This window comes from Actinomarinicola tropica, assembly GCF_009650215.1.
Classification (GTDB): Bacteria; Actinomycetota; Acidimicrobiia; order Acidimicrobiales; family SKKL01; genus Actinomarinicola; species Actinomarinicola tropica.
On record NZ_CP045851.1, the window covers coordinates 3314917 to 3329896 of the forward strand.

A 14980-nucleotide genomic window follows, 5' to 3' on the forward strand; every position below is an offset into this window, starting at 1 on the left:
GGGCGCGACGGAGCAACCGGTGGGGGAAGGGTCGGGGAGCGCTCGGATCCTACGGTCGCTGCCACCGCCGGACAAGGGGTGGCTCCTAGAGTCGGCCCGATGGAGGCGGCCTTCTTCGATCTCGACAAGACGGTCATCGCGCGCGCCGCGCTCGTCGCCTTCAGCCGCCCGCTGCACCAGGCCGGCTACCTCTCGCGGTGGCTCGTCCTGCGCGCGCTGTACGGGCACTTCGTCTTCCAGTACCTGGGCGCCGACGACGAGCGGATGGCCCGGATGCGCGAGTCCGCGCTGCGGGTCACGAAGGGGTGGCACCAGCCCACGATCAAGGCGCTGGTCGAGGAGACGCTCGACGAGGTGATCGAGCCCATCGTCTACGCCGAGGCCCTCGAGCTCATCCGCCGCCACAAGGAGGAGGGCCGACGCGTCTACCTCGTGTCCGCCTCGCCCGAGGAGGTCGTCGTGCCGCTTGCCCGTCACCTCGGCGTCGACCAGGCGATCGCGACGACGTGCCGGCTCGACGAGGACCTCCGCTACACGGGCGAGGTCGACCTCTACGCCTTCGGGCCGTTCAAGGCCGAGGCGATCCGATCCGAGGCCGACGTGCACGGCATCGACCTGGACGCGTCGTACGCCTACTCGGACTCCGCCACCGACCTGCCCATGCTCCGGGCGGTCGGCCACCCCGTGGCCGTCAACCCCGATCGCGACCTCCTGAAGGCCGCCCGCGCCGAGGGGTGGGAGGTGCAGGTGTTCGACCGTCCCGTCTCGATGCGGTCGCGACGGCCGGCATCGCCCCGCACCGCCGCGGGCATCGGGGGCGGCGCCGTGGCGCTCGGCGCCGTCGCCGCGCTCGCCCTGTGGTGGATCGGGACGCGTCGAACGCCACCCCCCACGCGTTGGGGGAGGTGGCGTCCGGGTCGGGGGTCCGCCGGGTGGCGGTCGGTCAGACGGTCTTCAGCTTCTTCGACGCCACGGCGGCGAGGGCGATGAGGACCACGAGGAGCAGGAGCTTCTTCATCCCGCCAGTGTAGGGACGTTTCGGATCGCCCGTCCCCGGACAAGCGCGAGCGGTGACCGATGACAGGACCGACACCGCCGGCGAGATCGGGCGCCTCCTCGGCGACCGCCTGCTCGGGTGCGCCGAGTCGTTCACGGCCGGCCAGCTCGCCCAGGCGTTCGCGGCCGCAGAGGGGTCGGGCGACTGGTTTCGCGGCGGCGTCGTCGCCTACCGGCGCGAGGTCAAGCACGACGTCCTGCACGTGCCGCCGGGACCGCTCGTCAACGAGACGACGGCGGTGGCCATGGCGCGCGGGGTGGCCGAGCTGCTCGGCGTCGACGTGGCGGTCGCCTCGACCGGCGCCGCCGGACCCGACGGGCTCGACGGGGCGCCGCCGGGCACCGTCGTCATCGGCTGGATCGTCGACGGCGCGACCGGCGCGCGGTCGCTGCACCTCGAGGGCGACCCGGCCGAGGTGTGCGGCCGCGGCACGGAGGCCGCGCTGGACCTGCTGCGTGCCGCGCTGGCGGCGGACGCCGCGGCGACCTAGACGGCGAGCAGGTCGCGGGCGCCGGTGTCCGAGGACGGGTGGCGCAGCTTCGACATCGCCCGGGCCTCGATCTGGCGGATGCGCTCGCGCGTGAGGTTGAAGTGCTCGCCGACCTCTTCGAGGGTGCGGGGCTCTCCCCGGTCGAGGCCGAAGCGCAGCTTGAGGATCTCGCGCTCGCGCTCATCGAGCGGGGCGAGGAGCCGGGTGATCTCCTCGGGCAGCAGGGCGGTGGCCGCGACCTCGAAGGGCGACTCGGCCGAGCGGTCCTCGACCACGTCGCCGAGCTCGGCGTCGCCGTCCTCGCGGAGCGGCTCGGACAGCGAGAGCGGCTCGGCGGCGAAGCGCAACGCCTCGGTGACCTTGTCCTCGGGCATCTCGACCTCGGCCGACAGCTCGGCGAGGGTGGCCGGACGGCCGAGCTTGAGCTCGAGCCGGGCGCGGGCCTTCTGGAGGCGGGCGAGGGTGTCGCCCGCGTGCACCGGGAGGCGGATCGTGCGGCCGGTGTTCGCGATGCCGCGGGTGATCGCCTGGCGGATCCACCACGTCGCGTAGGTGGAGAACTTGAAGCCCTTGCGCCAGTCGAACTTCTCGACCGCGTGCATCAGCCCGAGGTTGCCCTCCTGGATGAGGTCGAGCAGCGGGAGGCCGGAGGCCTGGTACTTCTTCGCGATCGACACCACCAGGCGCAGGTTCGACTGCACGAACGTCGACTCCGCCTGCTCGCCCTGGCGCACGGTGCGGCGCAGCTCGCGCTTGCGGGCCGGCGTCAGCTCGGACGCGGCGTCGAGCTCGGCCCGGGCCTCGTTCCCCGCCTCGATGGCCTGGGCGAGCCGGACCTCGTCATCCTTGGTGAGCAGCGGGTACTGCCCGATGTCGGTGAGGTAGAGACGGACGAGGTCTTCCTCGTCGCGCTCGACTCGCTCCTTCGCCACGTTCGATACCTTCTCTTGGCAGGGGTCGGACAGCCTCGGCAACTGTGCGCCTCACGATACCGGCCCGGTCAAGGGCACCCACCGCACAAGCGCACGATCACGCATCGGTCCTGGTCACAGGGTCGCAGGGGGCGGTCGACAGGCGTCGGCGCACCCCGCTCGCGGGAGGATATCCACAGGCTCGGCCGACGCCACGCACCACGGCGGTGCGCAGCGGTCAGGGCAGGGGGCCGAGCAGACCGCCGGCCGCACCGAGGGCGGCGCGCAGGTCGGCGACGGGCCCGGCGTCGGCGTCGGGGAGGCGCGTGCGGAGCGTGGACACCTCGGACAGATCGCCCTCGAGGTCGGCGACGACGAGCCCGAGCGTGCGCAGGGTGGCGCCGTCGCAGACGGTCGACGCCCGGGCGCGGTGCGCCACGTGGGCATCGAGCAGCCCGGGCAGGAGCACCTCGCCGAGCACGGCCAGCCGCTCGGGTGTCCCGGGCAGGTCGCGGCACCGGTCGAGGAGGTCGGCGACCTCGGCCGATGGCGCGCGCTCGACGGTCGCCCGATCGAGGATCGTGGCCTCCGGGATGCGGGCGCTCCACAGCTCGGCGTGCCACGCGTGGCGGTGGCTCTGCGCCGCGAGCCGCCCGACGACGTGCGCCTCCGGGGTGGTCGTGCACCACCCGCCGACCAGCTCGAAGAGGCGGGCGCTCACCCACGCGGCACCGCCGGCGCGCGCCGCGAGCTCGTGGAGGGTCAGTGGCGGGGGTGTCGGCACGGGCGGCGACCCTACCGGGCGGCCGGGACCGGGCACCGGCGCAGCGGGCACACGGGCACCTCGCACAGGCGGCAGATCGTCTGCGGGTCCTCGTGCACGACGGCCTCGGTGCGCAGGACCCGATCGAGGAGCAGCTCGAGGTGGCGTCGATCGGACACCGACAGGCCGGCCAGCGCCCGACCGAGGACGGCCCGACGCTGCTCGTGGACCCGCAGCGCGCGACGGCGGCCGCGCGCGGTGAGGTGCACGGCCACCTCGCGGTCGTCGCCTCCCGGGCGGCGCACCACGAGTCCGTCGTCGACGAGGCGGTCGACGAGACGCACGGTCGCCGAGTGGCTGAGGCCGATGTGGGAGCGGAGCACCTCGATCGTGCAGCCCGGCCGCCGCATGAGGAGGGAGAGGGCCGCCGGGCCCGACGCCCCGTGTCCCGCGGCGTCCGTCGTCACCCGGTCGATCTCGTCGGAGAGGCTCGTCGCGAGCGCTCCCAGCAGGTTCTCCGCTCGGCCTCGCATCCGGCCATCATATGCACGACGCACATGAGTTCGAACGCGAAACCCCAGGTGAGAGGGTGGCGAGGTGTGAGGAGCGGCACGTCGGGTTCGCCGTCGGGGCCCCATGGGTATGGTCGGGACGCCGCCCCGAGCGGCTCCAGCTGTGCCAGTCGTTGACTCGGCAGGTGCGGCGTGCCATGCACGCGACCCACCAGAGACATGGACCCAGACGACGAGGACCACCCGTCGATCACCTTCCGGCCACCGACGCCCGACGACGCTCGGGTGGTGTGGCAGATGGCCCGGGACTCCGGCGCCCTCGACCTCAACTCCCCCTACGCGTATCTGCTGGTCTGCGACCACTTCGCGGCGACGAGCCTCGTCGCCGAGGAGCCAGACGGGCGTCTCGTGGGGTTCGTGGCGGCCTACCGACCGCCCACCGAACCCGACGTGGTGTTCGTGTGGCAGATCGCCGTCGATCCCGCTCGCCGCGGGCACGGCATCGCGCAGCGCATGCTGCACGCCCTCGTGGATCGGCTCCTGCCGCTCGGCGTGCTCGGCCTCACCGCCACGGTGACACCGGGCAACGAGCCGTCGCGCCGCCTCTTCCAGTCGCTCGCACGCGACCGGCGGACGCGGTTCGAGGAGCGCCCGCTCTACGACGAGGAGCTGTTCCCCGGCGAGGGCCACGAGGCCGAGCACCGCGTGCTGATCGCACCGCTCGCGCCGACGGCCCCGACCTGATCGACGAACGCAACCCACGCACCCGACCGAACGAAGGAACACCCATGGACATCTTCGAGCAGCACGAGTCCGCGGTCCGCAGCTACTGCCGATCGTGGCCCACCGTCTTCCAGAAGGCGAAGGGCGACCACCTCTGGGACGAGGCCGGCACCCAGTACCTCGACTTCTTCGCCGGCGCCGGGGCGCTCAACTACGGCCACAACCCCGAGCCGCTCAAGCGCGCCCTCCTCGACTACATCGAGAACGACGGCGTCACCCACTCGCTCGACACGCACACCACGGCGAAGGCCGCCTTCCTGGAGCGCCTCCACGAGGTCGTGCTCGAGCCCCGCGGGATGGACCACAAGGTCATGTTCCCCGGGCCGACCGGCACCAACGCGGTCGAGGCCGCGCTGAAGCTCGCCCGCAAGGTCACCGGCCGCGACACCGTCGTGTCGTTCACCAACGCCTTCCACGGCATGACCCTCGGGTCGCTGGCCATCACCGGCAACTCCATGAAGCGCCAGGGCGCCGGCGTGCCGCTCGGCAACGCCATCTCGATGCCCTACGACAGCTTCCTCGAGGAGCCCTCCGACTCGATCGGGTACCTCGAGTCGTTCATCGAGGACGGCGGCAGCGGCATGGAGCTCCCCGCGCTGGTCATCCTCGAGACGGTCCAGGCGGAGGGCGGCATCAACGTGGCCAGCTTCGGCTGGCTCCAGCGGCTCTCCGAGCTGTGCAAGCGCCACGGGATCCTGCTCGCCGTCGACGACATCCAGGTCGGGTGCGGCCGCACGGGTCCGTTCTTCTCCTTCGAGCCCGCCGGCATCACGCCCGACATCATCTGCCTGTCGAAGTCCCTCAGCGGCTACGGCCTCCCGCTGGCCGTCACGCTGATGCGGCCCGACCTCGACGTGTGGGCCCCGGGTGAGCACAACGGCACGTTCCGCGGCCACAACCCGGCGTTCGTCACCGCGACCGCCGCGCTCGACAACTGGACCAGCGACGACTTCTCCGACGAGGTCAAGGTCAAGAGCCAGGTCGTCGGCGAGCGGCTCACCGAGATCGCGGGTGCCCACCCCGAGATGAAGGCCACCGTCCGCGGCCGCGGCCTGATCCAGGGCCTCGCGTTCGAGGACCCGAGCCACGCCAGCCGCATCGCCCGGGCCTGCTTCGAGGAGCACCTGCTCATCGAGACCGCGGGCCCCGACGGCGAGGTGCTGAAGCTCCTCCCGCCGCTCACCGTCACCGAGGAGCACCTCGAGCAGGGTCTCGACATCGTGGCCGGCGCCGTGGAGAAGATCGCGGCAGGGGTGGAGGCCACCGAGCCCGAGGAGGTCGGCCGATGATCGTCCGTCGACTCGACGAGATCTCCGGGACGAACCGCGACGTCGAAGGTCCGACCTTCGTGTCGCGCCGCTTCCTCCTCGCCGACGACCAGGTCGGCTTCTCCCTCCACGACACCGTCTTGTACGCCGGCACCGTGACGAACATGTGGTACCGCAACCACATCGAGGCCGTGTACTGCATCGAGGGCCACGCCACGCTGCAGGACCTCGACAACGACGAGACCCACGACATCCGCCCCGGCACGCTCTACACGCTGAACGGACACGAGCGGCACACCCTGACCGTCCACGAGGACGTCCGGATGGTGTGCGTGTTCAACCCGCCGCTGACCGGCGGCGAGCTGCACGACGACGAGGGGACCTATCCCCTCCTGACCGCGGAAGGAGCGCCGTCATGAGCACGATCGTCGACGACTACCCGTCCCGGATCGACACCAGCGCCGGGCTGATGCCCCGGCTCGACCCGGTCCTCCACGACCCGCGCGGCACCGACACCCCGGGCCCGCTCACACCCGAGCAGCTCGCCTCGTTCGAGCGCGACGGCTTCGTCGTGCTCGACGGTGCCTTCTCCGATGGCGAGATGGACGCCTGCATGCGCGAGCTCGAGGCCTTCGGCCGCGATCCCGCACGCCGGGCCCGACCGGAGACGATCGTCGAGCCCGAGAGCGACTCGGTCCGGTCGGTGTTCGCCGTCCACCGCGACAGCGAGGTCTTCTCGGACCTGGCGACCGACCCGCGGATCGCCGATGTCGCCCGCCAGATCCTCGGCAGCGACGCCTACGTGCACCAGAGCCGCGTCAACCTGAAGCCGGCGATGACCGGCAAGGAGTTCTTCTGGCACTCGGACTTCGAGACCTGGCACGTGGAGGACGGCATGCCCCGCATGCGCGCCGTCAGCGCCTCCGTGGCGATGACCGACAACACCGAGTTCAACGGGCCGCTGATGCTCGTCCCCGGCTCGCACAAGTGGTACGTCACGACCGTCGGTGAGACGCCGGAGCGCCACTACGAGACCTCGCTGCGCCGCCAGGAGATCGGCGTGCCGGACGAGGAGAGCCTCCGTCGCCTCGTGGACGAAGGCGGGATCGTGGCGCCGAAGGCGCAGCGCGGTGCCGTCATCTTCTTCGACTGCAACACCATGCACGCGTCCGGCGTGAACCTCTCGCCGTACCCCCGCTCCAACGCGTTCTTCGTCTTCAACAGCGTCGAGAACCTCGTGGTCGACCCGTTCAGCGGCCAGGAGCCCCGTCCGGAGCACATCGCCTCGCGCCAGCGGATCGAGCCGCTCGGCTGATCCACGTCGGCCCCGCGTGGGCGCCGGGGCGGGCCGGCCTCCCACGGCGGGCGCCGACGTGCGATCCTGTCGGGATGGCCACGACGACCGGGCCGACGGGCGGCAACCAGAGCGAGCGCACGGACGGGAGGCTCCCTCCCGTCCCCGATGCGTTCCTGGGCAACGTCATGCGGGCCAGCGCGAACCCCTACGCCGTGCTCGACGCCGACGGGACGGTGCGCTTCGTGTCGGACCCGATCGTCGAGATCCTCGGCATCCCCGCCGACGAGTGCGTCGGGCGCAACGTGCTCGAGTTCATCGCCCCCGAGCACCACGTCACGGTCGCGACGGCGATCGCGGAGTTCACCAACCCCGACCGCGACGACGAGGGTTGGACCGGTCCCCCGATCTCGGTCGACCTCCTCCACGTCGACGGCATCCCCGTCCCGTGCCGGGTCCTGGGCGTCGGCAGCGGCACCGAGGGGTTCCACGGGGTCGTCGTCCGCATCCGCCAGACATCCACGACGGCGAAGCTCGACCGGGCCATCGCCGGCATGGTGACCTCCGACGACCTCACCGAGGTGCTGCACCTCCTCCTCGACGTCCTCGTCGAGCAGCTGCCCGGCTCCGCCGCCACCATCGGGATGGCGTGGGACGGCCGTGCGTTCTCGCGCACGGTGGGCACGCCCGGCGCACCCGTGCTGCGCGGTCCGCTGAGCGGCACCGACAGCGACGACGTCGACCCGCCGTGGGAGCGGACGATGGCCGACCGCATGCACGCCGTCGCCGACGTCGGCGCGCTCCCTGCTGCCATCTCCGACGTCGCGTCGTCGGCGGGGTGGGCCACCTGCTGGGCGTTCCCCATCGAGCTCTCCGGCGGGTGCGAGGACGCGCTCGTCGTCTGGCGCCGACCCCCCGGCGCACCGACGCAGCACCACCGCGAGGCGGTCGAGCGCCTCGTCCACCTGATCCAGCTCGCCATCACCGCGCACCACTCACGGCGCACGCTCGAGCGGCAGGCGCGCACCGACCCCCTGACCGGCCTCGCCAACCGGTTGGCGCTGCTCGACCGCTTCGAGGAGATCGGTCGAGCGGAGCAGCAGGCGCCCGTCGGCGTCCTCTACTGCGACCTCGACGACTTCAAGCCCATCAACGATCAGTTCGGCCACGCCACCGGCGATCGCGTCCTCACCATCGCCGCCCACCGCATCGCCAGCCAGGTCCGCACCGGCGACCTCGTCGCACGCGTCGGCGGCGACGAGTTCGCGGTCGTGTGCCTCTCCGCCGATCCGGCGCGCCTGGCCGGGCTCGCTCGGCGGCTCCTGCGGTCGTTCGACGAACCCGTCGTGATCGACGGGCGCTCGGTGCACCTGGGCATCAGCGTGGGGACCGCGGTCCTCGACCCGTCCGAGGCCCGCACCCCGAGCGCGATCCTCCAGGAGGCCGACACCGCGCTGCTGGCCGCCAAGGCCGAGGGCAAGGGCACCTGGCGCGCGGCGACCGCGCCGAGCGAGGGCTGACCGCACGCATCACATCGTGAGGCCCGTCCTCACGCCTCCCCGGGTGACACCCACGAACCCCGGAGGGAACCCCATGAGCACCACCCCCGTCCTCGCCGAGGCCCTCGACGAGCGGCTGCTCGCCTCGACGACCGCGGCGCTCGACCTGGCGAGCCTCTACCTCGGCGACCGACTCGGCTTCTACCGCGTCCTCGCCGACGGCGACGCACGCACGGTCGGCGAGCTGGCCGCGGCCGCCGGCACCGACGTCCGCTACACCCGGGAGTGGCTCGAGCACCAGGCGGTCACCGGCTTCGTCCGCACCGACGACGACCACCGCCCCTGGGACGAGCGCCGCTTCACCCTGCCGGCCGAGCACGTCGGCGTCCTCGCCGATCCCCTGAGCGCCGACCACCTCGCCCCGTTCGCCCGCATGCTGGTCGGCATCGCCGCCACGCTCGACGAGGTCGTCGACGCGTTCCACACCGGGCGGGGCGTCCCGTTCCACCGGTACGGCACCGACATGCGCCGGGGACAGGGCGCGATCAACCGCCCGGCCTTCACCCACGACCTCGTCGACTCGTGGCTCGCGGCCGCACCCGACCTGCACGCGCGGCTCCGCTCCGGTGGTCGCATCGCCGACCTCGGCTGCGGTGTCGGGTGGTCGACGATCGCGCTGAAGGCGGGCTACCCGTCGGCGACGGTGATCGGCTTCGACGAGGACGAGGCCTCCATCGTCGAGGCCCGCCAGCACGCGGACCACCACGACGTGCACGTCCGGTTCGAGGCGACCGACGCCGCGGCGCTCGCCGACCACGGGCCGTTCGACGCCGTCCTCGTCCTGGAGGCGCTGCACGACATGGCCCGCCCCGCCGACGTGCTGCGCGCCGCCCGTCGTGCCCTCACGAGCGACGGCTCGGTGGTGGTCGCCGACGAGAAGGTGTCGCCCACCTTCACGTCGCCCGGCGACGACGTCGAGCGGATGATGTACGGCTGGAGCGTCACGCACTGCCTGCCGGCGTCACGGTTCGACGCCCCGTCGGCGGCGATCGGCACGGTCATCCGCGAGGACACGGTGCGCGAGCTGGCGGCGGAGGCCGGGTTCGGGCACGTCGAGGTGCTACCCGTCGACGCCGGCTTCTTCGCCATCTACCGCCTCCGGGCCTGAGCCCGAAGGTCGTGCGACCCTGCCGCGCACCGGCGGTCCGGGGGTACCGTCGATCGTGGAGGTGGTCACCATGCGCTTCCGCGATCGACGTGCCGCCGGCCGCCAGCTGGCCGAGCGGCTCGCACATCTCCAGGGCCGTCCCGTCCTGGTCCTCGGCCTCCCTCGGGGCGGCGTGCCCGTCGCCGCCGAGGTCGCACGTGCGCTCCACGCACCGCTCGACGTGATCGTCGTGCGCAAGCTCGGCGCCCCCGGGCAGCGCGAGCTGGCGATGGGAGCCGCCGGCGAGGACGGCGTGCGGGTCGTCGACGACCGCGTCGTGTCGATGGTGCGGGCGACGGACGACCAGATCGCGGCGGCCGAACGCCGGGAACGGCCCGAGGTCGAGGCGCGCGCCGCCCGCTTCCGCTCCGGCCGCCCCCGCCACCCGCTCGAAGGTCGGACGGTCGTCATCGTCGACGACGGCGTCGCCACCGGGTCGACCGCCCGGGCCGCCTGCCGCGTCGCCCGGGCCGAGGGGGCGTCGCACGTCGTGCTCGCGACGCCGGTCGCCCCGGAGGAGTGGGAGGACCGACTCGCCGGCGAGGCCGACGAGCTCGTCGCCGTCAGCACGCCCAGGGGCTTCATGGCCGTCGGGCAGTTCTACGACGAGTTCGGGCAGGTCCCCGACGACGAGGTCGTGGCCGTCCTGCGCGACTCCGACGCCATCGACGAGGAGGTCGAGATCGAGGCCGGCGGCGTCGAGCTCGCCGGCGACCTCCGCATCCCCGCCGGCGCGGCGGGGGTGGTCGTCTTCGCCCACGGCTCGGGGAGCAGCCGCCACAGCCCCCGCAACCGCCACGTCGCCCAGGTGCTCTCCGACGCGGGGCTCGGGACGTTGCTCTTCGACCTCCTCACCGTCGACGAGGAGCGCGAGCGCGCGAACGTGTTCGACGTCGAGCGCCTCGGGCGTCGGCTGGTCGACACGACGCACTGGCTCAGGCAGCGGCTCGGCACGCCGGACCAGCCGTTCGCCTTCCTCGGCGCGAGCACCGGCGCCGCGGCGGCGCTGTGGGCCGCGACCGACCCGGCGACGCGCCCGTGGGCCGTCGTGTCGCGCGGGGGACGTCCGGACCTCGCCGGGGAGCGCCTCGCGATGGTCACCGCACCCACGCTCCTCGTCGTCGGCGGGCGTGACGAGGTGGTCCTCGACCTCAACCGACGGGCGGCCGCGCAGATGCACGGACCGGTCCGGGTCGAGGTCGTCCCTGGCGCGACGCACCTCTTCGAGGAGCCGGGCACGCTCGATGCCGCCGCGGCGCTCGCCCGCGACTTCCTGCTCGACACCCTGCCCGGCTCCTGACGCGGCTCCGCCCCCGGGCCGAGGCACCGGGGGCGGAGCGGCGAGCGACGAGCTCGGCTGCTGTCAGTCGGCCAGGGCGCTGCAGCAGGTGTCGGTGATGAGACGGGTCACGACGTACGGGTCGCAGTTGGCGTTCGGCCGGCGATCCTCGATGTAGCCCTTCTTGTCGACCTCGACCTGCCACGGGATGCGCACCGACGCACCACGGTTGGACACGCCGTAGCTGAACTCGGTCCACGGAGCGGTCTCGTGGAGGCCGGTGAGGCGCTCCTCGATGCCGGCGCCGTAGTTCTTGATGTGGAGGTCGGCCTTGGCGGCGAGCGCCTCGCAGGCGGTGATGATCGGGTCGTAGCCCTCACGCATCGCCTTGGTCGAGAAGTTGGTGTGCGCACCCGCGCCGTTCCAGTCGCCGGCCACCGGCTTCGGGTCGAGCGTGGCGGCGATGTCGAACTCCTCACCGCAGCGGTAGAGCAGCCAGCGGGCCACCCAGATCTGGTCGGCGGCCTCGAGGGGACCGGCGGGGCCGATCTGGAACTCCCACTGGCCCATCATCACCTCGGCGTTGGTGCCGGAGATGGCGAGCCCGGCCTCCATGCACGCCTCGGTGTGCATCTCGACGACGTCGCGGCCCCAGATCTCGTCGGAGCCGACGCCGCAGTAGTACGGGCCCTGCGGGCCGGGGAAGCCGCCCTGGGGCCAGCCGAGCGGGCGGCCGTCCTTCAGGAACGTGTACTCCTGCTCGATGCCGAACCAGGGCTCCTGGTCCTTGAACTTCTCGGCGACCGCGGCGCACGCGGCGCGGGTGTTCGACGGGTGCGGCGTCATGTCGGGGAGGAGGACCTCGCACATGACGAGGACGTCGTCACCGCCCCGGATGGGGTCCGGGTACACGGCGACAGGGTTCAGGACGCAGTCGGAGTTGGCGCCCGGCGCCTGGTTGGTGCTCGAACCGTCGAAGCCCCAGACCGGCGGCTCGGCACCGTCGGCCACGACCTTGGTCTTCGACCGCAGCTTCGAGGTCGGCTCGGTGCCGTCGATCCAGATGTACTCAGCCCGGTAGCTCACGCGTGTTCAGTCCTCTCGAGTGCCGCGCCCGGGTCTGTCCTCGGCGCGGAGGGGTGTGGGTGGGCCTCGGCCCGTGTCCTGGAGACGGTAACCGGGGGGCGATTTCTCGGCCGTTGCACATGTGTGAACGGAATGTGAACCGGCCGCCCGAGCGGGCTCGGTCGCCCGGGAGCCGTGCCAGGATGGCGCCCATGGAACGTCAGCAGGACTACGTGCTGCGCACCGTCGAGGAGCGAGGGGTGCGTCTCGTGCGCCTCTGGTTCACCGACGTGCTCGGGCAGCTGAAGTCGTTCGCCATCTCCCCCGCCGAGCTCGAGACCGCCTTCGAGGAGGGCATGCACTTCGACGGCTCGGCCATCGACGGGTTCTCCCGGGTGCAGGAGAGCGACGTGCTCGCCCGCCCCGACCCGAACAGCTTCGAGATCCTGCCGTGGGCCGACGACGACGGCACCTCGGCCCGGATGTTCTGCGACATCGACAACCTCGACGGCACCCCCTTCGAGGGCGATCCCCGTGGCGTGCTCCGCCGGGGGCTCGACCGGGCGCGTGAGGTCGGCGGGTACTCGTTCTTCGTCGCCCCCGAGATGGAGTTCTTCTACTTCGCCGACAACGACCCGAGCCGCCCGCCCGAGCCGCTCGACACCGGGTCGTACTTCGACCTCACCACCGCCGACGTCGCCGGCGACATGCGCAAGCGCACGATCGCGATGCTCGAGTCGATGGGCATCCCCGTCGAGTACTCGTTCCACGAGGACAGCCCGAGCCAGCACGAGATCGACCTGCGCTACACCGACGGCCTCTCGATGGCCGACAACGTGATGACGTTCCGGCTCGTGGTGCGGGAGATCGCCATGGAGCAGGGCGCCTACGCCACGTTCATGCCCAAGCCCCTCGCCGGTGTGCAGGGCTCGGGGATGCACACGCACATCTCGCTGTTCGAGGGCGACGAGAACGCCTTCCACGACCCCGACGACCCCTACAACCTGTCCGACACCGGGCGAGCGTTCATCGCCGGGCTGCTCCACCACGCGCCGGAGATCACCGCGGTCACCAACCAGCTGGTGAACTCCTACAAGCGGCTCATCGTCGGCTACGAGGCGCCCGTCTACGTCTCCTGGGCCCGCAACAACCGCTCGGCGCTCGTGCGGGTGCCGGTCACGAAGGCCGGCAAGGCGTCCTCCACTCGGATCGAGTACCGGGCCCCGGACCCGGCGTGCAACCCGTACCTCTCGTTCGCCGTCATCCTGGCGGCGGGCATGGCTGGCATCGAGAAGGGCTACGAGCTGCCCGACGAGTCGGCGGCCAACGTCTTCGAGATGAGCGACAAGGAGCGGGCCGCCGCCGGGCTGCGCCCCCTCCCCCAGTCGCTCGCCGAGGCGCTCGACGCCATGGAGGGCTCCGAGATGGTCGCCGAGGCGCTGGGGGACCACATCTTCGAGTGGTTCCTCCGCAACAAGCGGTCCGAGTGGGCGGACTACAAGGCCCACGTCTCCCAGTTCGAGCTCAGCCGCTACCTCCCGAACTGGTAGCCGCCGGTGGAACCTCTCCTGCTGTTCCCCGATCCCGCACCGCCCGAGCTGGCCCAGGCCCTCGACCTCGGCGGCTACCCGTGGCGGCCCGTCGGCGACGAGTCCGCCGTCGACCGCCAGGAGCCGCCCGACGGCTGGGCCGGTGCCATCGTCTGCGCCGACCAGAACCCCGAGGCCGCGTTCGCGGTCTGCCGGGCCGTCCGCAAGCGCGACGTCCCGCTCGAGCCGCTGCTGCTCCTCGTCTCGGGGGCCCAACTCGGCGACCTCGAGCTGCGCGACGACCTGTTCGACGACTTCATGCTCACGCCGTTCCACCCCCGTGAGCTCGAAGCCCGCTTGAAGCACCTCTTCTGGCGCACCGGGCGGGGCACGCGCCCCGAGCTCATCGAGTACGGCGACCTGGTCCTCAACCTCGAGACGTACCAGGCGGCGCTCAGCGGCAAGCCGATCGACCTCACCTACATGGAGTACGAGCTGCTGAAGTTCCTCGCCTCGCACCCCGGCAAGGTGTTCACCCGCGAGACGCTCCTCTCGCGGGTGTGGGGCTACGAGTACTACGGCGGCGCCCGCACGGTCGACGTCCACATCCGGCGGCTCCGGGCCAAGCTCGGCGAGGAGCACGCGGGGCTCATCCAGACGGTGCGCTCGGTCGGCTACTCGTTCGGCCAGTCCCGGTGGGGCATCTGAGCCCCGGCGCGCCGCCGAGCCCCGGACGCGACGATGGCCGCCCCCGGAGGAGCGGCCACCAGCGTTGCTGCGGAGTACGTCGGAGCTAGATCGCCCGGACGTCCTGGGCCTGATCGCCCTTGGGGCCCGAGGTGACCTCGAACTCCACCGCCTGACCTTCCTCGAGGGAGCGGTAGCCGTTCCCCTGAATCGCGGAGAAGTGGACGAAGACGTCCGCTCCACCCTCGCGAGAGATGAAGCCGTAGCCCTTCTCCGCGTTGAACCACTTGACGGTACCGGTAGCCAAGACCGATCCCCTTTCTGACGTGCTGGGGTCGGCCTGCGCCGGGGTCCCACTGGAATTGCGCTGCCAACCTAGCCCAGGTCGGGGCGAATGCCTAGGGGGCGGTCGAGATTTCGGGACGGCTCAGACGTTGAGGTCGAGCAGTTCGCTGCCCTCGTGCGTGGTCTCGACGTCCTTCCGGAGGAAGAACCCGAGCACTCCAGCTGCCGCGGCGCCGCTCATCATCACCGCGACGGGGATGGCGACCACGAGGACGATCACGATGATGACGGCACCGATCATCGGCCCATCATGCCCGCTCGGGGGCAGGCGGGTCGAACGCCGGCTCCGCG

Annotated in this window: 17 protein-coding genes; 11 read left to right on the forward strand and 6 right to left on the reverse strand. The window is 72.1% G+C overall.

From position 1 onward, the window contains the following. Positions 1-99 precede the first annotated feature (99 nt). Together GH723_RS16240 and GH723_RS16245 are read left to right on the forward strand one after the other, a co-directional pair. Positions 100-990 (forward strand): HAD family hydrolase, encoded by an 891-nt coding sequence (locus GH723_RS16240; RefSeq protein WP_153760630.1) that lies wholly within the window; start codon positions 100-102, stop codon positions 988-990. Positions 991-1070: 80 nt separating this feature from the next. Beyond that, positions 1071-1547, forward strand: a complete 477-nt coding sequence (locus GH723_RS16245; protein WP_153760631.1) for a CinA family protein — start codon at positions 1071-1073, stop codon at positions 1545-1547. Here GH723_RS16245 and GH723_RS16250 read toward each other — a convergent pair. The 3 genes from GH723_RS16250 to GH723_RS16260 all read right to left on the reverse strand — a co-directional run bounded on the left by GH723_RS16250 (position 1544) and on the right by GH723_RS16260 (position 3754). Next, entirely contained in the window at positions 1544-2479 is a 936-nt protein-coding gene (locus GH723_RS16250; RefSeq protein ID WP_153760632.1) for a sigma-70 family RNA polymerase sigma factor, read from the reverse strand. The two genes, GH723_RS16245 and GH723_RS16250, sit on opposite strands and share 4 nt — an antisense overlap. Before the next feature lie 217 nt (positions 2480-2696). Then, positions 2697-3242 carry a hypothetical protein gene (locus tag GH723_RS16255; protein WP_153760633.1) on the reverse strand — a complete coding sequence of 182 codons (546 nt, stop codon included), beginning with the start codon at positions 3240-3242 and terminating at the stop codon, positions 2697-2699. 11 nt (positions 3243-3253) lie between these two features. Beyond that, on the reverse strand, positions 3254-3754 hold the full coding sequence (locus tag GH723_RS16260; RefSeq protein WP_195210376.1) for a MarR family winged helix-turn-helix transcriptional regulator: 501 nt from the start codon (positions 3752-3754) through the stop codon (positions 3254-3256). A 198-nt stretch (positions 3755-3952) separates the two neighbouring features. On the opposite strand from GH723_RS16260, the gene ectA reads away from it, so the two are divergent. The 7 genes from ectA to GH723_RS16295 all read left to right on the forward strand — a co-directional run bounded on the left by ectA (position 3953) and on the right by GH723_RS16295 (position 11084). Then, a complete protein-coding gene (ectA, locus tag GH723_RS16265; protein ID WP_153760635.1) occupies positions 3953-4477 on the forward strand; it encodes a diaminobutyrate acetyltransferase in 525 nt (174 codons plus the stop codon). 44 nt (positions 4478-4521) lie between these two features. Continuing rightward, positions 4522-5805, forward strand: coding sequence for a diaminobutyrate--2-oxoglutarate transaminase (gene ectB, locus GH723_RS16270; RefSeq protein WP_153760636.1), 1284 nt, complete (start codon positions 4522-4524; stop codon positions 5803-5805). After that, complete coding sequence (locus GH723_RS16275; protein ID WP_153760637.1) at positions 5802-6203, forward strand: ectoine synthase; 402 nt, start codon at positions 5802-5804, stop codon at positions 6201-6203. Before ectB ends, GH723_RS16275 begins: the two co-directional genes overlap by 4 nt. Further along, positions 6200-7099, forward strand: coding sequence for an ectoine hydroxylase (gene thpD, locus GH723_RS16280; protein ID WP_229022886.1), 900 nt, complete (start codon positions 6200-6202; stop codon positions 7097-7099). Before GH723_RS16275 ends, thpD begins: the two co-directional genes overlap by 4 nt. Positions 7100-7173: 74 nt before the next feature. Beyond that, complete coding sequence (locus GH723_RS16285) at positions 7174-8598, forward strand: sensor domain-containing protein (RefSeq protein ID WP_153760638.1); 1425 nt, start codon at positions 7174-7176, stop codon at positions 8596-8598. Positions 8599-8671: 73 nt separating this feature from the next. Then, positions 8672-9745, forward strand: a complete 1074-nt coding sequence (locus GH723_RS16290) for a class I SAM-dependent methyltransferase (RefSeq protein WP_153760639.1) — start codon at positions 8672-8674, stop codon at positions 9743-9745. Positions 9746-9815: 70 nt separating this feature from the next. Further along, positions 9816-11084, forward strand: coding sequence for an alpha/beta family hydrolase (locus tag GH723_RS16295; protein ID WP_153760640.1), 1269 nt, complete (start codon positions 9816-9818; stop codon positions 11082-11084). Between the two features lie 63 nt (positions 11085-11147). Here GH723_RS16295 and glnII read toward each other — a convergent pair whose 3' ends face one another. Then, entirely contained in the window at positions 11148-12149 is a 1002-nt protein-coding gene (glnII, locus tag GH723_RS16300; protein ID WP_153760641.1) for a glutamine synthetase GlnII, read from the reverse strand. Positions 12150-12340: 191 nt separating this feature from the next. On the opposite strand from glnII, the gene GH723_RS16305 reads away from it, so the two are divergent. Together GH723_RS16305 and GH723_RS19140 are read left to right on the forward strand one after the other, a co-directional pair. Next, positions 12341-13678 carry a glutamine synthetase family protein gene (locus tag GH723_RS16305; protein WP_153760642.1) on the forward strand — a complete coding sequence of 446 codons (1338 nt, stop codon included), beginning with the start codon at positions 12341-12343 and terminating at the stop codon, positions 13676-13678. 6 nt (positions 13679-13684) lie between these two features. Continuing rightward, positions 13685-14365 (forward strand): winged helix-turn-helix domain-containing protein, encoded by a 681-nt coding sequence (locus tag GH723_RS19140; protein WP_153760643.1) that lies wholly within the window; start codon positions 13685-13687, stop codon positions 14363-14365. Positions 14366-14450: 85 nt separating this feature from the next. Here GH723_RS19140 and GH723_RS16315 read toward each other — a convergent pair whose 3' ends face one another. Both GH723_RS16315 and GH723_RS16320 read right to left on the reverse strand, forming a co-directional pair. Beyond that, the gene (locus tag GH723_RS16315; protein WP_153760644.1) at positions 14451-14651 is read right to left on the reverse strand and encodes a cold-shock protein; all 201 of its coding nucleotides are present in this window, start codon (positions 14649-14651) and stop codon (positions 14451-14453) included. 120 nt (positions 14652-14771) lie between these two features. Beyond that, complete coding sequence (locus tag GH723_RS16320; RefSeq protein WP_153760645.1) at positions 14772-14930, reverse strand: hypothetical protein; 159 nt, start codon at positions 14928-14930, stop codon at positions 14772-14774. Positions 14931-14980: the final 50 nt, after the last annotated feature.